This is a genomic window from Ruminococcus sp. 8Y-12 (assembly GCF_058119865.1).
In genome coordinates this window covers 1584139-1602802 of sequence record NZ_CM176623.1, presented here as the reverse complement: position 1 = coordinate 1602802, position 18664 = coordinate 1584139, and the positions used below count along the sequence as shown (strand labels likewise).

Genomic DNA, 18664 nt, shown 5'->3' with positions numbered 1-18664 from the left:
CTACGCATTGACAGGTACATCCGTCCGGTTCTGTGCATCCTTCAGCTCATCTATCAGCTTGTAGAGCAATGGCAAGTCTTTGATCTTGCTGATGTCTACCGTGAAGTGGATACTGTTGATGCTCATGCTTCCGTTCTTTCCCCATCTCTCTGTAGTTATTGTCTCCCTGTTTGTTGTTGTGGTTGTCTCTTTCTCGCGCTTAAAGGTTGAAGCCTTGGATGTCAGTGCGCTTGTAATACTCGCGCCTGTCTGCTGTACATCTGACTTACTCTCCTCATTCTCGCCCTTGACTACGTTGCCGACAACTTCCTTCATCTTTGTCCACAGAGTGGCAAGCGGAAGGACTGCCTCAGCTCCGGCTTCTCCGCCTCCGAGCATCTTACCGCCCATCTGTCCGAAGATCGTAGCTCCGTTCAAGATACCTCCATCCTTGTACCACTGGATAGAGAAATGCGGCAGGGAACCCTTTCCGCCAATTCCAAAAGGAGCAACTCCTCCGCTCACACTGATGTGTGGGAGTTTCAGGCTAGGCAAATGCCACGAGAAATTGAAGGCTGACCTGATTCGTGATATTGCTCCGGTCACTACTGAATGAGCCGCCTGAAGCTTAGACGAAAATGCCGACTTGATGCTTTCAAGCACGGAGTTGACCGTATCTCTCGCTGACTGTATTTTGTTAGCGATCGTAGAGCGGACACTCTCAAGCCTTCCTCCTGTTAATGTGTTGATCGCGGAGTACGCTGTACTGAAGGTACCCTGCACCCCGGTCATTGTTGCTGCCACGATGCCCTTGATGCCCCCACCATGTGACTGATAGGATGCCTGCATCGCAGATAATTGTGTTGTTGCGTAGTTCTTGGCTGCTGACATTCCGGTTGACACTGCGTTTGCAACCCCGGACATCTTCTCACTCACAGTATTTTTAATACTTGAAAGCTTGCCGCCCGTCATAGTGTCCAGTGCCGAGTATGCTGTCGAGAACGTATTCTGTACGCCTGTCATAGCTGCGGCTGCCACACCCTTGATGCCGCCTCCGTGAGACTCATAAGATGCCTGCATTGCCGATAATTGCGTTGATGCATACTCCTTCGCTGCGGACATCTTGGATGATACCGTCTCCGCAACTCCGGACATTTTCTCACTTACTGAGTTTTTGATGCTCGTAAGCTTGCCGCCTGTCAGGTTGTCTATAAAGGTGTATCCTGATGTGAAATACCCCTTCACACCTTCCATAGCTGCGGCTGCCACACCTTTGATTCCACCACCGTGTTCCTCATATGCAGCTTTCATGTTGCCAAGCTTTTCCTTGACCGTATCGGATGCCGCCCCTAAGATATTTCCGAAGAATCCCTTCACAGCTTCAAGCCCGTTTTTCACGGTATCCTTCATCTTCGATATCGTCTCTGACGCATCAATTCCGATTGCGGACAGGGCACCGCCCACCGCATCCAAGAATCCGGATGCAAAGCCACCGATAAATGAGAGGATCGCATCGAATCCGTTCAGGATGAAGTTCTTAAAATCATCGGCTGCGGCTGATGCAAAGTCGAGAGCTCCTGAAAAATCACCCCGGAATAGTGCAACGACCGCATTCACTACGTTGGTCACGAATGATGTGAAGCTTGTCAGTGCATTGATCAGAGGGGTCAGTGCTGAGAGTGCTCCCTGTATTGCCCCGGCAAAAGTAGCACCAAGGACAGTCAGGACAACGGCTCCGACTTTTTCTATAATCCGGATGATCGGCTGTGCCGCCTGCCATAGTTCGGTCAGCTTCTGTCCGAGTTTCTGTAGCGCAGGCTGTATGCTCGTCCATGCTTGTTGTACTGCATTTTGAACCTGTGCAAATAGTCCCTTCCAAAAGTTCCGGAAGGCTTCCGACTTGTTCCATAGGACAACGAATATCGCTATCAGGGCAACTATCCCGGCAATGACCCATGTCACGGGTGATGCAAGGAATGCTGTGTTGAGTCCCATCACCGCGGTCTTCACTATCCCGATCGTGTTTTTCATCGACAAGAAAAGCTTGCCGAGGCTTCCCACTATTCCCATCACGCTTCCGGCTATCACAAGGAATACTCCAAGCTTCAAAGCTATGTTCATGATGGTCTGTACCGTCTGTTGGTTGTTGCTTATCCACTCGCCTCCGCGCTTGATCAGACCGCTCACCTTATCCATTGTGTCATTGACCGCAGGAAGTAGTCCGTTTCCAAGTTCCTCCGCATTGTTATGTATCTGTTGCTTTAGCACTTGGAATTTCTGCTCGGGCGTGTTGTTGATGGCTTCTGCCATCTCCTTTGTGACTGATGACCCCTGCTTCATGGATGCCGACAAGTCATCCACTCCGGTTGTCAGGGAGTCCACGTTGTTGTAGAGAAGGTCGATCATGGCAACCGCCTCATCTGTTCCGAAGGCATCCTTCAGCTCTTTCTTCTCTACTGCGTCTATGGTTTCTCCGTACTTTCCTTTCAGCTTTTCGAGGATTTCCGGTGTGGAGAGCAGTTGGTTGTTATCATCCGTCAACTGCAATCCGAGTGCCTCTCCTGCTTTCGTTGCCTGATTCAGAAAGGACTTGTACTTTGTCGCGGCTTCAGAGCCCGACATGGTTGTCTGTAACTGTCCAAGGATAGCAAGCTGTTCCTCAAGTGGCACGTTGTTATTCGTTGCCGTAGCTCCCAACGCACTGATCGCACTCGCCATCTCCGAACCTGATGTCTTGTAATTCTTAACCGCCGTAGCGATTCCTGCGGAGAACATCTCACCGAACTCAAGGTCTGACAGGTCATCATAGGCACCCTTGTAGATACCGTATCCTGTAGCAAACAGTGAGCCCATCTCCTCTGTGGTGGACTTGGTGGCTTTACCTGTCAAGGCTGCCAACTGTGTGAACTGAGCCACACCCTCATCCGTCAACGATGCTATACCTGACTTAATATCATAAGATGCTGTGATGAAGTCAGCTTTGCTCGTTCCTGCCCATGTGTCTGAGAAGCTCTTTGCTGCATCTTCTACTGCCTTCAGGTCTTTAACTCCCAGTGATGACAGTTCTCCGAGTGCATTCTGTGTATCGAAGGTGGATGTCACCAACTTGGTTCCCACTCCGAGGATAGCTCCACCAACTCCCGTCAGAGCTGCCCCGGCTTTCTGCATGGTTCCGAAGGCTGAGTCAAGCTTTTGGATGCTTCCGGATACATTTCCCTGTATCGTGTTCATCTGTCCGGACAGGTTGTCTACTACGTTAAGAAGTACCGACAATTTATAGACAGACTCCATACCCATGCAACCACCTCCTAGTTGCTTTTTTTATGTGATGTGATATACTATCCCTTAGAAGACCATAGAGGTGTACAGAATCCCATAGCTCCCGGCTGTGGGATTTTTGTTTTATTCGTCTGTAAAATTGTCAGCTATACCCTGAGCAACTCCTGCCCTGATCTCGTCTATGATCAGTTCTCTTGCACAGTCCGCCTGAGCATACAGATCATAGAACTCTTCAAATGTCAGCTCCTCAAAGCTTTCCGGAACAATTTCCCGGGGAAGATACTTGTATATCAGCATCTTCCCATAGGCTATAAAGTTCTCTTTGAACGCTTCCTTCGCATCGTCTACAGCTTTTTTACTGATGTTGTGTCAGCAAGTCCGAGCATACGGAGCAGCTTGTCCGCGAGGGAGATTGCCATAGCCGGATACTCTTCCAGAGTATCCTTCAACTCATCCCTCTGCTCATCAATGATATTATCGAAGGCGAAGGTCTTGGATGCCTTGCTTGCGCTGTTTGAGATTGTCTTGACATATCTGTCATAGGATGCAGGCTTCGGCTTTCTGAAGAGGAAAGTGAACTCTTCCTCAGTGTCATCATCTACAGCTACAGTGTTTGTGATCGTGTAGATCTTCTGACCGTTTCCTGTGTATTTCTTCTTCAGTTCTTCAACATCCTGTTTCTTTGTCTCCTGTGCAGCTTCAGCTTCAGCTTCCTTGGCTGCTCCGAATAATCTCTCTTCATTCTCCGTTAATACTGCGTTACTCATAGATATTTACCTCCATATTTTTGACATTTATTTTGTGAATTTACGCATCAAGGTCATTGATCTTGATGCCGCCCATTGCCATTCCATCAAGGTCTACCTTCATGGACTTGTCTCCCTGTGCTGCCTTGAAGCTTCGCTTCGAGAAGACAACCTTTGTCAGGGTATCGGTACAGGTGGACGCTCCCTCATCCGCATAGGATACCGTGATCTTCGGGATAACGTACTTATAGAAGTTCTTATATCCCTTGCTCTTGATCACACGGCACATCTCATTGAAGTCCTCGCGGAGCATACTCAGCTTCACGGAGTTCTTCTGATTTCCGGTACCGTAGCCTCTGATCTTGCCGCCTTTTCCATATACAGCCTCACTCTCCTGCTCATCATCGTAGGAGATTTCTGTCGGCTCGATATTCTCCATGCCGGATGTGGAAATGGTCACACTCGACCAGTCATACACTTTTCCATTAACTAACTGTTTGTTTGCCATCCTGTTCTACCTCCTTCCTAAGATGCTGATACAGGGTTCTCTACTGCAAAGGTCAGGTTCATCTCTCTGACGTGTCCCATCGGCACGTATGTCACCCTCACGTCAATCGACTCATCCACAAGGATATTGAGGTTCTCCGTGTCGATCTCAAGTCTTCCGGAGCTGATGATCTTATCATCTACAGCGTCCTCCACCGGAGTATTGAGGTTTGCCTGAAGGATAGAGATGCTCGCGTCTAAATCTCCCGGGTCAACTTCGCTCTGAAGTTCATTGAGTGCATATGCTCTGACCGCCTTCACAAGTCTGTTGGACACTCTGACATCTTCCGCGTATGCATAATCACTACCGTCCGGAGCCATCATGTTCGCGCTTGTCACATAGTAGTCTTCCTTGCCGACATACTGTCTGAAGGTCAGGTACTTTGCTTTGTCCAAGATTGCGATATAGTCCTCGATTCCTTCCGGAAGAAGCTTGAGCATCTTTGCCTCAGAGATAGGGAAGCTCTTCACCTCTCCGATGCTCTGCGATTCCTTTGCTTTGCAATATAGTCCGCAGGCAATCCCTGCATTATTGATATCCTGTACTCTGCCATCCATTCTCTGATATCTCGAATTGGAGCAGACTACCTGAATATAGATGTTATTGATGCCTTTTCTTTCCTCCTGCATTGCTGCAACATACTCATCAAGACTCTCGTTGCTTCTCTTCATTCTTGCCTCACACACAAAGAAAAGAGGTCTCTTGTACTTTGTGAGGAAGTCGTTGGCGATGCTTGCAAGGGAAGCCCACAGAGCTCTTGAGGATGTACCCACAATGTGAGCATACTCAAAGGCTGTGTTGTTGTTGATCAGGCTCTCTACCGCGCTGATCACATCCGCGTTACTCATGGACGGGGCTGTCGTTGAGAAGCTGAAGGTATCTCCTTCCTTGAAGCTGTCTCCTCCGGCTGCTTCCGTGAACTTTGCGGTGAGCCCGGTATTGGCAAGGACTGCCTCTCCATTCAGAGGGACTGTCATTTCCTCGCTGAAGGTATTGCCTCCGTCTAAGGAGTATGCATACCCGGCTTCATTGTTCTCTCCGTCATCTGTGACCTTGATCACAATGTCGTATGCATTGTTGGGCTTTCCGCTCACTTCGAGGGTTCCCTCTCCTGTCTTGACTGCCTTGACTTCCCCGATGGTTCCGTCTGTGGTTGCCTTGACCGGGATGCAGTAGATCGTAGCTGCTCCATTCTCCACGGAGTCGATGCAGGCATCCGCGAGCGGAGTGTTGCCAACCTTCTCCTTGATTTTCTTTGCATCCATGCTGCCAGTGATCAGGATAGGGGTTGCGCTCTCAATGTTAGAAATACCGATCTTGAACTGTACACCGCTTCCTGTGGAGCTGCTACGTCCAAGGTTCCCGTCTTCTACGGTTACATTTACATCTCCGTACATTATCCCTTCGCCTCCTCTTTTCTACCGTCAATCGGTGCTGTCTTGAAGTCCTCAACTGCCTTGGTGAACTCATTCTCCTCGACCTGTCTGCCGGACTTCCATTTCTTTGCTGCTTTTACGCCTTCAAACATGGCATCTGATACTTTGTATTTATCTCTAAGCTCTTCGATGCTCATGTAGGCTGTTTCTTTGTTTGCCATGTTTTATCCTCCATTTTGAATATTGCCGATCTCCACCGCTTTCTTCGTGAAGTCGGCATATATACCGCCTTCAAATGTGACATCGAACTGTACAGCTATCTTTGCCTTCAGGACACTATCGCCCTCTTCAACCCAGTCCGCTTCACCTACTACGATATTCACCCAGTTTCCATCATCTTCCATGCCCTTCCCGATCAGTCTGAGAAACTTCTCAAAAATCTCCTCACACTTTTCTTCCGAGGCATCTGCGATGATCACCCGGAGCTTTGTGTCCCTGCTCCACAGCTTGACCCTGCGCTTCCGTTGCCCCTCTTGGTCTACAAAGTTTCTTTTTGAGCCTGAGCGTGCGAGAGTCTCCCCGTTTCGCAGAACTGCGCCAAGGTGTGACTCGTTCGCCTGCTTCAGCTTTTTCATTGTGGTGTAGACCTGACTTTTGATTCCGGACTCCTTCAGCTTTGCGATCAGGTAGTCTTTCTCTTTCTTCATGTCTTACTCCTTGAATATTTCCTCCAAGCTCTCCCGGATATCAAGTTCGTCTTCATCACTGATACCAAGGAATGGTCTTGGTGGAATGCTTATCCTGACAGAAGCAGCTCTCCGCCACTGCCCTCCAACTTTGAAGGTGAGATACTTCGCATTCTTAGCTCTTATAGTTCTCTCGTCACCGAATTGGAGTGTGGCAGCCCTTATGTCATTCGTGCCGACTGCAAGTCCGCTCTCATCTGCCTGCGAGTGGATACTTGTCTTCAATGTTGTCGTATCGGTCAGCGTCTTGCCGCCTGACTCTCTTGCCCGGATGGAAGGTGTCCATCCGACTCCCTCCGGGCTCTTTTCGCTTTGGAATCTCTCGACCGTTGAGGTGCGGAGTCCCTCAGCGATGGAGTTCAGAACCCCACGCTTCTCAAGGCTCTTCAGTTTATTGAGACGTTGGAGCAGTGCATCTGTATCTCCGGACATCTCTGCCCTGATTGATGACATCCAATCACCATCCTCTCATGCTGTCCCTTGAGAATATTCGCCCTGAAGACTTCATCTTGAAGCCGTTGGCTGCATTCCCACTGCCTACAGCCTCATCCTCAGCTCCTACACTGATGGTGCCCTTGGCAACCTCCGTCAGGAACTTGATGGCTGCATTGTAGCGATTCAGGAAGGTCTTCTCCCTCTCGCTCTCGTCTATTCCTGTACGCGACACAAGGTTATATACAGCAATATCCTTCGCGAGCTTGTTGATGACCTGTGGTGTCTTCGTGAATGGTACCTTGTACCGCTTGGCAAGGTACCCGTCAATCTCAGCGCAGGCATCGCTGATCGCATCCTCGCACAGGGCGGTGATCTTCTGCTGCTTCTCATCCGCGTCCTCGATATACTCATCTCCGATGATGGAGTTCACCATGTCTTCCTTGATCATTTTGAGCACTTCGCCCGTGGTACAATATCCCATATCATTACTCCTTAACCCTGCGCCTTTGTTGCTCCGGTGGAACCATATGCCATCTGCCAGAAGCCATATCCGGCATTGCTACGACCGTCAGCTCCGTAGATGAACTGATTGTTCATGAACACATTCTCATCGGTATCCTTAGTGAAGGAAGTGAACTTGATCTTCTTTCTCTCCTGATAGATGATAGGCTTCAGGAATCGGTTGGTGCATAACAGGAACCAATAGTCCGGATGTTCTGCAAGCTCCGGCTCCACAAGAAGCTTTGCTGTACCCTTCATGATGTTGCTTGTGCCATTGATCAGTTCAGCTTCCAAGATGGTTCTTGCTTCCTCTTCCTTTGCAGGCGATACCACAAGAAGGTCAGGCACGAGCTTGAGGCTCTTTCCTTTGTCTCCACGAATGCTCATAATGGAAGCTCTCGCAGCCTTATAGCTTTCCATGCACAGCTCCTGTGTTCCTAAGTTGCTGTATGTAACACCGCCCATCTTGTGATCAGCCGCAAAGAAGGCTTTTCCGTCATAGCACTTTGCTGTGAACCCATTCATCAGTGCGCCAAACGTGAGTTCATCCGGATGCAGCGCGGCAGCTTCTCCCATGTTTGAGAAGAGTGGGGTGTACACTCCGTACTTGTCATCCTCGATATCATCTCTTGGTACCCCGATGGTCATCTCAAAAGGTTTGTTCTTGATAGAGTAGTCATATGCTGCAAGGCTCTGTACTTCCCTCTCGCCAATCCACTCCTTCATTCGAGGCATCTGTCCGAGCCACTTATAATCCTGCTCGCCTGTGGTGCTCGGAACCGTGGTGGCGATCTTCTGATAATTGGACTGTGTAGCTTCAAAGCTCTTGTTGTAGGCTGTTGAGTAGCCGACTGCCAGTCCGTGCAAATTTGCCTGATTTACAATCATTTTCTAGTCCTCCTTATTTTCCTGTAACTGTTTCCCTCTACTGGGTCATCATGTCAACGGTCACACCGTCATCTTCCACTGCGAGGATGATTCCGGCATAGCTTGAACCCTCCGCAGTCAGGCTCACTGTCACGTCATCCTTGATATAGCAAGGCTTGAGCAGGTCAGTGTTCTTGATGGTTCCATCATTCTCCCACACGAATGTTCCGCGCTTGACTTCTACCGTGACAGCTCCATCCGCTCCGGTTGCGTTATCGCAGAAACGCTGCACACATCCTGCCACAATCTTTCCCACTGCCTTTGTCGCAGTTTCGGCATAGCCTTCCGCATTGATCACGGCGATGGTACACTCAGTCAGTGTCTGTCTGGCTTTCACCGGGATGTTAAGCAGGCTGTTGCCTGTCTTTTCATTTCCTGTTCTGATCATGATTAGTCCTCCTTCTTGTAGTATTTCTCCATGTCTTCCTTGGAGATGCCGCAGTTCTTCAGAATAGCCATATCAACATCATCCGTCTTGGTATTGTCAGCCGGGGCATCCTTCAGAGCCATCTTGCCCTGTGGAACCACTGCCACAGCTTTCTCCATAAACTTCTTGAAGCCATCTGCGTCCTTCAGGGCATATTCTTTCGCCCATTCCGTCTGTGCTGCGGTGATTTTGCCTTCCTTGAGGGCAAGCTGCACAGCTTCATCCGCTTCTTTGCGTTCAATCTTCTCCTTCAGGGCGAGTACGGTTGCGGCTGTCACCTTGTCTCCACCTGTCTTCAGAGCCATGATAGAAGCTGCAACGTCTTCTGTCTTAGCATTCTCATCCAGTTCAAGCAGTTTCAGGATGGTGCTATTGGCTACAACCTCCGCAGGAGCGTCTCCGCCTTTGTCTGTGCCACCATCACCCTTCTCTTCCATCTCTTTGATTTTCTGTGCTGCTTTGCCTGCTTCCTCTACCGCTTTCTTGATCTCCTCTTCGGTTGCGGTCTCCGGAAGCCCAAGGGCTTTTGCGATTTCCTTCAAATCCATTGTTGTTCCTCCTTCTGAATAGTCCTCTATCGTCAGGGAGTTCACCACAGGGAACATCCCGTCAATAGCCGGGGTATTTGTCAGAGCCACGGAGTGGAGTGCCGTAGCTTTCTGATCTCTCTTTCTTACCATGACAACCGGGGACAGGTATCTGTACTCTTTATTCTTCAGGTACTCTGTAGCCTTCGGTGTCCATTCGACCTTAGCGATCAGCGCGTCATCGCCTTTGTAGATATCCTTTATCCATCCGCCTGCCGGAGCCTGTACGTCCGCAAGTGTCTGATGCTCATAGTCAATCACTAGGTCAAGCTTCCTGTCCTTGAACTGCTTTCTGATGAGTTCCACACTCTCATCATCTACTGTGAAGTCCCCTTTTTGGGAATGGACTCGTCCAAGTGGAAGTATCTTGATTTCACTGGGTACACCGGATACTTCTACCCCTTCTCCGGCGCATACCTTCCATTCGCCCATGCTTGCTACCTCTTAATTCGCGTTTTGACCGCGTTATCACGCGTTATAACGCGGTATTCTGTTCGTGGGTGAGTATTTCTCCACCTAGAACCTTTTCTTCGTTCTGAGCGTCTTGTGACGCTTCACTGTTTCCTTGCTGCATTTCTTTCCTTGAACATCTCACGGAGTGGCTCTGATATGTTTGTCATATCAGGCTTCCATGCCGCCTTAGCCGGGTTATTGGAGAAGCCCTTGTCCGGAAAAGCCGGGATGATTTCCCCTGTGGAGTAGTCCACGTCATACGGTATCTCATGCTCAACGGTCAACCCTCTCCTTTCTACCTGTGCCCTTGTCAGGCTCACGACCATGCATCTGCACCGGAATCCGTTGGGAGGGTACCACACGTCCCATATCGGGTCATCTGCCGGAAACACCCTCTCAGCCATCGCCTGATGTGTTTCCCTGACGTGTCCATCTCCGGCTGTCTTATACTGCCAGTACGGTCGCATCTTCTTGGTCGTTTCATCGGTCATACTCTTGTAATGTCCGGCATTAAAAGCCGTCTGCATATTCGTCCGGAAGATGTTGTCACTCTTCCACGGGTTCATCCCCTCGTATCCATGCTCCTCAAGGAAGTTGTTCATATCCTTCAGGAACTGCTCCTTTGCTGTTCCTTCCTCTGCCGCCTTTGTCAGGCAGTCAAGGAACTCCTGAAGCATCTGAAGGCTTGTGTATCCGGATACTGTGAATGCTTTTGCCCTGCTCTCATCATCAAGGAGCCTGTACTCCTCGCTTGTCAGCGCTCTCTTCCCCTTCAGGAACCTCACGGCATCCTTGAAGATGAAGTCCCGGGATAGTCCATACTTAGCTTCCATCAGTCCATGCTCCTTCCTACAAGGTGGGACAGATATATCCCCTGCTGTATCATGTCATCAAGCTCCGGACTCTCCATCTGTCCATATAGTTTCTTGAGCTTTGCCTCATCCTTCAGGACTGCTTGCAGTTCATCCATGTCCGAAGCTGTGTCAATTACTTTGAGAATCGGTTTGAGCATCTCACGGAAGATGTCCGCTGCCTGTTTGTTTGCCATGCTCACGATTCCATCAACCTGTTGCTGCTCATCAACTCCATCCTTCAGGGCTTTCACATCCTCCGGGGAAGTTTTTTCCGGAAGGATTTCCGAGCCGCCTGCCACCGCAGGAGCCATCTGTTTGACCGGAGGCTTCAGTACTTCCTCACCTTCTTCCGGTTCCGGGATGCTAAACTTCTTGTATATATGTCCCTTTGGAATCTCAAGTCCCATGTCGCAGACAAGGGTCTTGTATATCTCCACCGTCTCCTTCTGATCTTCCACCTCTTGGCAGTCGAATGTGAAGAACGGCAGCTCCGCATCCTCTCCGAAGTTAAACTCTACAAGAGGGCGGATGATGTCTCGCCTGATCGTCACGGCAAGAGCTTTCGCATCTGCCACCGTCAGGTCATGTCTGACATCGTTGTGGGTTTTTGACTGAGCGTAGCTTCCGCCTCCGCTGTCTGAGGTCAGTGTCTGTCCGAGGATAGCCTTGGACATCTGCTCATCGCAGTATCTCGCAAGCTTTTCATATATCTCTACGCTCGTGGTCTTATTGGACTCAATGAACTCGATCATCGTGGAGCTTGGCACGATTCCGGCTGCATCCGTTCCGAGGGAGATGATCGCTTCCATGAGCTGTCTCTTGTCATCCTCTGACGCGGATGCATCGTACTTGCCAAGTCTGAGAGGCATCCCAAAGACTTCACAGAAGCTCACCCAGTCCTTGATATCGTAGTTCTTGAACAGGTACATCCATGAGACAACTCTCATGACTCCTGCCCTGCTCGGATGTCCCGACTTCGCTTTGTATCTGTGTACCACGAACTTGTTCTCAGGGAGCTCGATGCCGGAAGGGAAGTCCTTGGTGCATACCTTCATCTCATCGGTTGTTCCGTCCCATATCAGTTTTTTAGGATGGACATACTCGATATCGTCAATGACGTTGTGTCCGTCCTCCACCGCCCAACTCAGTTCCATGATGCTGATACCCTTGCCAATCGCATCAAGCATATCTATCAGCACATTGTCAAAGTTTTCGATGCTCTTGAGCTGTTCATCCACAAAGTCCGCGATCTCTTTGTCCCGGTCATCCTTGGAGAATGGCTGAACCTCCCAGTCCAGTCCGGTCACGGCAAGCTTTCGGGTCTGCATCTGTGAGAAGAGGTGCGTGTCTTTCTCCTCCATCTCCTCAAAGAGTTCCATCTGTGCCCTGACATCACCCTCATCCGCCTGCCGGAATATCCGGGCGAGCCTTCCCGGGGTCAGACCGTTGGAGGGATAGTCACTGTACTTGTCATTTACATCCCCGACCGCCACCCTTGCCGTGACAGGTCTCTTTGCCCCGGTGTCAATGGACGGATCAAAAGGTTTTGCTTCTTTCCCTCTCTGTTTCTTCTTTCTCTTCGCCAACGTCTCTCACCTCCTAGTAGGCTCCTTTTCCCATCCGGAAACGTCTCCGGATGATACTCTTGTAACTTGTCTTTATCGCTGCACCCTTGACGTTCTGTGCGGTCTGTACCGCCATCTGAAGACCGTCAGGCGCGTCATCGTTCTTCCCCATCGGGAACTCTTGAAGCTGCTTCAGGAGAGCTTTGTGTTCCCGGTTGAATTTGATGTACTTGTTCTTGATCAGTGGCTGCAAGGACTCGATACGGAGCACCTTGTTGACACTGGACTGTATCTCCTCGATCGGAAGGTACTCACCTTCCTCTGCTGATTTCTTAGCCATGACCTCCTTGAAGTAATACTGGAACTGCACGGTTTCAACTCCAAACTTGAAGAAGCCTTTCTTGCAGTCCCTTTTCAGTCTCCGGTTCATCTCGAAGACATCCTCGATGATCACATCCGGCTTCCTCTTCTCCACGGAGGCATCTACCACATACATATAGCCGCTCTTTAACGAGACAGCCAAGTTGATGATTGAGCTCGTATCTGACTTCTTGTTCTTACCCAGTGACGGGTCATTCGCTCCGACAAAAATGAACTCCGGACTTGTGAAGTCCATAAGCTCCGGCTCATAATAGTCGAACCATTCCGGATTGAATGTCGCATTGTCCGGGTCGATCGGGTCATTCTGAAGCTCTGAGTTGAAGGATGCCTCTCCTTCAGATATCTTGACCTCCATCAGGTCGTAGTAGGAGAGTTTTTCTTCCCACAGTACCTCAGTACCGAGCAGCATATCCGCCTCGTGCTCTTCGTAGAACTTCCGGGCGTGTGCTTCGTGATCTTCATCAAAGAGGTTGGTGTAGATGCTCTCCCATTCGTCCCACAGTTTGGTATTGACTGCCTCTGAGATCACCGCCCGGTACTTTTTCGCCTTGTATCTCGGGTTTTGGAGCACGTTGTTGAGCAGTGAGTCATAGTGTAGGATGGTTCCAATGTACATGATGTCCGTGTAGGTATCTCCTGCCTTCGAGACAGCCTTCTCGAACCAACTCTTCAGCTTTCTTCTCTGCTCCGGAGTATTTACATTCTCATCATTCTCGATATCATCCAGTACAATCAGGTCAGGTCTCCAATTCCGGTGTCTTCGTCCTCTGACTTTCTTTCCGGAACCGATCGCCTCCACCTTGATATTTGTGGATGTCAGGATAACCCCCGATCTCCATGCCTTATCACCCTTCAGGCTACCAAAATCCATGATAATGTTCGCGTTTTCTTCAAGCTCCGTCTTGATATCCTCAAGGAAGCCTTCCGCCTGCTCGGAAGAATCCGACAAAATGATGATATAGTGCTTATATCCGTACAGGATCGCATGAAGATCGTCCTTGAATGTGAAGTTTGTAGACTTCGCATGACCTCGGGGAGCTGCTGTGACATTCCTTGACCCCTTCATCCGGGAGATTGTCCTTGCTTCCTTTGTCGGGTTCAGGTCTTTCATAACCCCTTTTTCCCATATCTCATCAAGTTCCTCATGGAAATGAGGGGACTTCCTGATGAAGTAGTGTGGAAGGTATGCTCTTCCGAAGTAGGACAGGTCAAACGCTGCCAACTCTTTCCGGAGACCATGTTCGCCCATCACAGGCTCACCATTTCGGTACCGTGTATTCAGTTTTTTGCGTTCTTCCGCATGGTTTGCACTCCTAAGAACATATTCCTCGAAGAGTTTGGTCTGATATTCCTCATTATTCTTGATATCAACATCCTCTTCTTCATCCAGTTCCCGGAGCCAAGCTTCAATATCAATCATCCTGCATCATCCTATCCTTTGCTTTTGTCAGAATGGTCTTGAGCATCCTGACTGACTCCTCATCCTGCTTGATTACCTTCATCATGTCAGCTTCAAGCTCTTGGAAGGCGATATCCGCCTTTTTCCTCATATCCTGCTTCACTCTGTCCTTGTACACTTTTGTGCGCGACAGCGAGGCGATCAGCCTGCCTGCCTTATCCAGTGGCATCTCATCCCACTCTTCCTCTGCCGTAGCCACCTTGTTGAGCAGTCCATTCATAGTCAGCATCATGGCAGCTTCCGTGTAATCCGCATCCGGGTTGCTCTTCACTGCCTGTATCAGCCGATCTGTCTGAGCCTGTGCCTCAAGGAGCCTCTGCATTGCTTTATTGGAGCGTGTGGCATACCTTCCGACACTCGACTTTGATATCTCATAGCCTTCCTGTTTCAGGAATTGGCTGATATATTCGTAGCTGTTCGATGTATCAGCAAGCATCACATCCACTTTCGTGTGTAAATCTTCAGGGAGCTCGTCAATTTTGGAGTTGATTCTCTGCTTATTTCTCTTCTCACCCATCAGATATCAACTCCATTGTCATCGGTTGTTCCTTCGGCAAGGTCAACGCCTGCTTTGGTGAGCTTGATGACTGCATCATTGGCATAGGCATTGTAGGCTGTAACCTTTTCCTCCGTAAATTCGATGTATCCGGCTCCCTGAAGATAATCAAGATACTTGCTGATGTCCGGGGATATAATGAGTCCGGCTGCAATCATCGCATTGGATAACTGTCTTGTGAGGGCTGTGTTGTTGTATCCCTTCACTAGGCACCGGATGATATATCCCCTGATCGCCTTGTTCTGCTTGATCTCTGCTTTTTCTAAGTCATTCACTTTGTTCACCTCACTCTTTTCTGTTGCTCTGCATCAGGAGCTTGTCGATCTTTCCGTCAATGCTCCTCATCCTGTCTTCCACTCCGTTCATGGAGCGGAAGAAGTCCTCCCGGAGTACGAACGTGGTAGCAAAGTCCCCTTTGATGTTGTTCAATTCCTGCTTGATGTTTGCTATCTCTCCATCCGTTTCGTCTTCCAGTTTGTCGATTCTCTTATTGACTTTCTCATCATTCTCTTTTATCTGCTTCTTGATCTCTTCTGTGTTCTCACTCAGCTTGTTGAACCATGAGCGTATAAAGAACACAAGGACGCTTCCTCCGAGGGCGATCACTCCTGCCATAACGTCCGAAAAGGTAATGACATAATCCATAGGTTATCCCTTTTTGATCAGCTTCTCTGCAAGCTCCGTCACTCTTTCCCATCCGTCCATTGCCACCAGTGCCACGATAAACGCTGCCACAAAGGACGCGAAGACCATGTACCACTCAATAGGCTGCTTCAGGTACTGCATCATGCCAAGCATCGCTACCGGGCATAACACGAGGGACAGGCAGATCACGACAAGCGCGGTGGGAACCTTCTTGTCGAACCATTCCCATTTCTTGAGTGCCTCTGTGATGACGGACACCACAAATGCCAACACTCCGATGAAGAGAATGAACTGTGAAAAATCTGCTGTTAAATTTGCCATGTTTACCAACTCCTTTGACTAAAATTTTGAGAATGCCGTAAACGCAATAAGAGCATGGATAAAATCCATGCTCTTATCTTACCCTGCTCTTCAGGGATGTTATAGGGGAACTGTTTCCGTAGGTTTTTTCCCATTTTAATTGTCACAAATCATTCTGTCGGGATATCGAATATGGCCATCTGCCCGATCATGGGCTCATCTTTGATGATGTTGGATATCTGCTTTGTGGTCAGGTTGTACTTCTCAGCAAGCTGCTTCAGGTTGTATCCGTTCCACTCCTTCTTGATTCGTCTGTTTCTTGCCGGGGCGATGATGTTCTCTATCTTGGGGAAGTATAGTTCATCTCCTTTGGCATAGTCGCTAAGTTCTATAAACTTATCAACTCCAATGATCTCCACTACAGGGCGGTAGCTCTCTGAGATATCATCTATCTTCGTCTCCCCGATGAGCTGCCTTGTCAGTTCGTCTACGTTCATCTGTATCCTCACTCCTTATCATGAGGCTTTCTTACAGAACTCCAAGCTTATCCATCCGGCTCCGGACTTAAGTCTTCCCCATCCGTTCTTCTCTTCAACGATGGTATACTTGTTCTTGTGTCCTTCCTTTTCCCGGATAGCTCCTACCTTCTCACCGTTTGGTGTCTTCCTGATGTTGAGTACATCAGTTGTCGTGGTGATGAGGTATGGTACAAAGGCTTCTGTTGTCTCGCCTGTCTTATTACAGAACTCCAAGCTTATCCATCCGGCTCCGGACTTCAATCTTCCCCATCCGTTCTGTTCCTCAACGATGGTGTACTTGTTCTTGTGTCCTTCTCTTTCGCGGATAGCTCCCACGATACTTCCGTTCGGCTTATCCCTGATACGGAGTGCCTCTGTAGTCGTGGTGATGAGGTACGGCTTGAACTCTGTCGCGTTCTCCTGTGGTTTCTGTGGTGTCTGAGGCTGCTGAGGTGTCTGTGGTTTCTCATCCGCCTTGGTTCCTGTGATTGCTGCCAGTATGGTGAGTATCTTCTTACCGTATCCGGCTCCGGCAGCCCATCCCTTCCCTTTCGGGTTCTCCTGAATACCTAAGTATTCCACATACGGGGCACTGCCTCTCGTCACATATTTGAAGCGTGGGTCAATGCATTCCCCTTTAAGCTTCACTGTATTGGCATATGCCTTCAGGTGCTGTATCTGTGCCCTGATACCAAGCTGTGGGGTATCGAAGCTGTTGCCTGTCATTCCATTGCCTGTCACTCCCATGCCACAGAAGTTGTTCTGTGAGAGCTTCACAGCACTGCCGGAGAAGGTGAAGTTCCCGGTCTCAAGGCAGCTCTGTGCGAAGGCGATGTCTCCGCGGATGTTCTCCGCCTCTCCTTCAGATAAATAGAAGGGAATCATATCAAGGACGCTCTGCGGCACCTTTGCATTCTTGGTTTTGATGTAGGCTGTCATCTGTTCTGCCGTAGCCACAGCTTTTCCCGTGATCTTTGTCATCTTACTTGTATCTTCTGTCCCTGCTCCGTCCGTGGCGATCGCTTTCTTAAACGCATCCCATACGTGCTTTGTTGTGTTGTAGACGTAAGGGTTCGGGCAAATCTTTCCGGTAACATCGTAGTGACGGATAACATGATCAGCCGGGACGTTGTACTTCTTCATCAGGTACCGTGTCAGCTCGATCGCGGATGCCACGGTCGCGTCCTCAAAGTACCAATCCTTGGAAGTGTCTGCCTGACTGCCCTTGTTGCGGACACAGAGCTCGATGCCGATAGAGTTGCTGTTCCTGCACTCTGCGTGCTTGTAGCTCTTGGCTCCACAGTGCCATGCAATATCCTCATCCTCAACGCTCTGCCATATCTCGCCCTCAAAGCCTACAAAGTAGTGGGCGGATGCTCCGAGGTACTTGGAAGCATAATAGTGGCAGTTCGCCCACGCGCCTCCAAGAGCCCCCACATAGTGGATGACGATATACTTGATGCGCCCCACGTTGTTCGCATTTGTGAAGTTATACGGTGTGAGGAGTTTCTCAATCTTTGGTGCTGTCATCGTCCACACTCTCCTCTCCGAAGAATCCCATATCATCCGGATTCATGCTGTTGCGGAATGCCTTGAGCTCTTCCTCGGGCATCTGTCCGACCTTCTCCTGAAGCTCCGCAAGTTCTTCAGGGCTCATGTCCTTTGTGTGCTCACTGCGGAGCACCTTTGTCTGTTCTGCCATGTCTATTCCTCCTCTTTATAATCTAACGTGATGGAAGTCTTGGTCTCCACAAGGATGCACTTCCTGATCTCGTTGATGGTGTTGTCAATCAGCTCTTCCGGAAGGAATGCCCGGATGAGCTCCGCATTCTTGATGCGGTAGATGTACCACAGCTCCACATCGAAGTCCGGAGCTGATTCCCCATCCTTTACTCCTCCAAGGAGCACGGATGTGAGGGTATCCTTATCCTTCTCAAAATCGCCCTTCAGTTTCTTGAGCAGGAGCTTCTTCTGTTTATCGTCCGGTTTGAGTGGCATCTGATCAAGGAACTCTTCCAGTGTCACCTCAAAGGTGTAGTCCCCGGTGAAGATTGCCTTGAGCATCTTCTCAAACTTACCGTCATACTTGTACTTGGTCTCTGTACTCTCCTTGACCTTTGTGTTCCATACACCTTCCCCGATCAGCTTCTTGAGCTTGTCCGGGTTTAAGATGTCAAGGCTCATGCTGTCCGTGATGGATGCACTGCCTGCATCTCCATAGAATTTCACATACTTCACGTTGTGGTCATCCATGATGCTGATACCTCTTGCCTGAAGCTCCGCTTTGTAGGCATTGGTGAGGGCTCTGTTCTCCTTGCCCTGCTTGTCAAGCTCCACAAGGGCTCCGATCAGCTCCTCTGTCTTCATGTTCTTTGCTTCCACT

Annotated in this window: 23 protein-coding genes; all 23 read right to left on the bottom strand. The window is 49.5% G+C overall.

Translation table 11 applies throughout. The annotated features are described in order from the left end of the window. The 23 genes from AC0THY_RS06040 to AC0THY_RS05930 all read right to left on the bottom strand — a co-directional run bounded on the left by AC0THY_RS06040 (nucleotide 1) and on the right by AC0THY_RS05930 (nucleotide 18663). Complete coding sequence (locus AC0THY_RS06040) at nucleotides 1-3276, bottom strand: phage tail tape measure protein (RefSeq protein ID WP_489993546.1); 3276 nt, start codon at nucleotides 3274-3276, stop codon at nucleotides 1-3. Between the two features lie 105 nt (nucleotides 3277-3381). Continuing rightward, the gene (locus AC0THY_RS06035) at nucleotides 3382-3555 is read right to left on the bottom strand and encodes a hypothetical protein (RefSeq protein ID WP_199877081.1); all 174 of its coding nucleotides are present in this window, start codon (nucleotides 3553-3555) and stop codon (nucleotides 3382-3384) included. 47 nt (nucleotides 3556-3602) lie between these two features. Then, nucleotides 3603-4025, bottom strand: a complete 423-nt coding sequence (locus tag AC0THY_RS06030; RefSeq protein ID WP_489993545.1) for a DUF6848 family protein — start codon at nucleotides 4023-4025, stop codon at nucleotides 3603-3605. Nucleotides 4026-4065: 40 nt separating this feature from the next. Further along, nucleotides 4066-4512 (bottom strand): hypothetical protein, encoded by a 447-nt coding sequence (locus tag AC0THY_RS06025; protein WP_215715769.1) that lies wholly within the window; start codon nucleotides 4510-4512, stop codon nucleotides 4066-4068. A gap of 17 nt (nucleotides 4513-4529) precedes the next feature. Further along, nucleotides 4530-5948, bottom strand: coding sequence for a DUF2586 domain-containing protein (locus tag AC0THY_RS06020; RefSeq protein ID WP_489993544.1), 1419 nt, complete (start codon nucleotides 5946-5948; stop codon nucleotides 4530-4532). Next, complete coding sequence (locus AC0THY_RS06015; RefSeq protein WP_215715767.1) at nucleotides 5948-6148, bottom strand: hypothetical protein; 201 nt, start codon at nucleotides 6146-6148, stop codon at nucleotides 5948-5950. Before AC0THY_RS06015 ends, AC0THY_RS06020 begins: the two co-directional genes overlap by 1 nt. A 3-nt stretch (nucleotides 6149-6151) precedes the next feature. Then, nucleotides 6152-6634 (bottom strand): SON protein, encoded by a 483-nt coding sequence (locus tag AC0THY_RS06010; protein ID WP_489993543.1) that lies wholly within the window; start codon nucleotides 6632-6634, stop codon nucleotides 6152-6154. 3 nt (nucleotides 6635-6637) lie between these two features. Then, a complete protein-coding gene (locus AC0THY_RS06005; protein ID WP_118561311.1) occupies nucleotides 6638-7126 on the bottom strand; it encodes a phage virion morphogenesis protein in 489 nt (162 codons plus the stop codon). Nucleotides 7127-7130: 4 nt separating this feature from the next. Then, nucleotides 7131-7589 carry a gp436 family protein gene (locus AC0THY_RS06000; protein ID WP_118561309.1) on the bottom strand — a complete coding sequence of 153 codons (459 nt, stop codon included), beginning with the start codon at nucleotides 7587-7589 and terminating at the stop codon, nucleotides 7131-7133. A gap of 11 nt (nucleotides 7590-7600) precedes the next feature. Further along, the gene (locus AC0THY_RS05995; RefSeq protein WP_489993542.1) at nucleotides 7601-8497 is read right to left on the bottom strand and encodes a Mu-like prophage major head subunit gpT family protein; all 897 of its coding nucleotides are present in this window, start codon (nucleotides 8495-8497) and stop codon (nucleotides 7601-7603) included. Between the two features lie 37 nt (nucleotides 8498-8534). Then, nucleotides 8535-8924 (bottom strand): hypothetical protein, encoded by a 390-nt coding sequence (locus tag AC0THY_RS05990; protein WP_489993541.1) that lies wholly within the window; start codon nucleotides 8922-8924, stop codon nucleotides 8535-8537. Between the two features lie 2 nt (nucleotides 8925-8926). Then, nucleotides 8927-9982, bottom strand: a complete 1056-nt coding sequence (locus AC0THY_RS05985; RefSeq protein WP_489993540.1) for a phage protease — start codon at nucleotides 9980-9982, stop codon at nucleotides 8927-8929. Between the two features lie 122 nt (nucleotides 9983-10104). After that, nucleotides 10105-10836 carry a phage head morphogenesis protein gene (locus AC0THY_RS05980; protein WP_489993539.1) on the bottom strand — a complete coding sequence of 244 codons (732 nt, stop codon included), beginning with the start codon at nucleotides 10834-10836 and terminating at the stop codon, nucleotides 10105-10107. After that, nucleotides 10836-12443, bottom strand: coding sequence for a DUF935 domain-containing protein (locus AC0THY_RS05975; RefSeq protein WP_489993538.1), 1608 nt, complete (start codon nucleotides 12441-12443; stop codon nucleotides 10836-10838). Before AC0THY_RS05975 ends, AC0THY_RS05980 begins: the two co-directional genes overlap by 1 nt. Before the next feature lie 13 nt (nucleotides 12444-12456). Further along, nucleotides 12457-14223: a phage terminase large subunit gene (gene terL / locus AC0THY_RS05970; RefSeq protein ID WP_489993537.1), complete on the bottom strand. Its 1767-nt coding sequence runs from the start codon at nucleotides 14221-14223 to the stop codon at nucleotides 12457-12459. Continuing rightward, the gene (locus AC0THY_RS05965; protein ID WP_215715760.1) at nucleotides 14216-14779 is read right to left on the bottom strand and encodes a phage protein Gp27 family protein; all 564 of its coding nucleotides are present in this window, start codon (nucleotides 14777-14779) and stop codon (nucleotides 14216-14218) included. Before AC0THY_RS05965 ends, terL begins: the two co-directional genes overlap by 8 nt. Beyond that, nucleotides 14779-15093, bottom strand: a complete 315-nt coding sequence (locus tag AC0THY_RS05960) for a hypothetical protein (protein ID WP_118561361.1) — start codon at nucleotides 15091-15093, stop codon at nucleotides 14779-14781. The genes AC0THY_RS05965 and AC0THY_RS05960 overlap by 1 nt, the downstream gene beginning before the upstream one ends. Nucleotides 15094-15103: 10 nt before the next feature. Continuing rightward, nucleotides 15104-15463: a hypothetical protein gene (locus AC0THY_RS05955; RefSeq protein WP_118561301.1), complete on the bottom strand. Its 360-nt coding sequence runs from the start codon at nucleotides 15461-15463 to the stop codon at nucleotides 15104-15106. 3 nt (nucleotides 15464-15466) lie between these two features. Beyond that, a complete protein-coding gene (locus tag AC0THY_RS05950; RefSeq protein WP_215715759.1) occupies nucleotides 15467-15784 on the bottom strand; it encodes a hypothetical protein in 318 nt (105 codons plus the stop codon). Nucleotides 15785-15933: 149 nt separating this feature from the next. Beyond that, on the bottom strand, nucleotides 15934-16260 hold the full coding sequence (locus AC0THY_RS05945; protein WP_489993536.1) for a Mor transcription activator family protein: 327 nt from the start codon (nucleotides 16258-16260) through the stop codon (nucleotides 15934-15936). Between the two features lie 18 nt (nucleotides 16261-16278). After that, complete coding sequence (locus AC0THY_RS05940; RefSeq protein ID WP_489993535.1) at nucleotides 16279-17811, bottom strand: N-acetylmuramoyl-L-alanine amidase; 1533 nt, start codon at nucleotides 17809-17811, stop codon at nucleotides 16279-16281. Continuing rightward, nucleotides 17792-17983, bottom strand: coding sequence for a hypothetical protein (locus AC0THY_RS05935; protein WP_489993534.1), 192 nt, complete (start codon nucleotides 17981-17983; stop codon nucleotides 17792-17794). Before AC0THY_RS05935 ends, AC0THY_RS05940 begins: the two co-directional genes overlap by 20 nt. Nucleotides 17984-17985: 2 nt before the next feature. Beyond that, entirely contained in the window at nucleotides 17986-18663 is a 678-nt protein-coding gene (locus tag AC0THY_RS05930) for a hypothetical protein (protein WP_489993533.1), read from the bottom strand. Nucleotide 18664 lies beyond the last annotated feature (1 nt).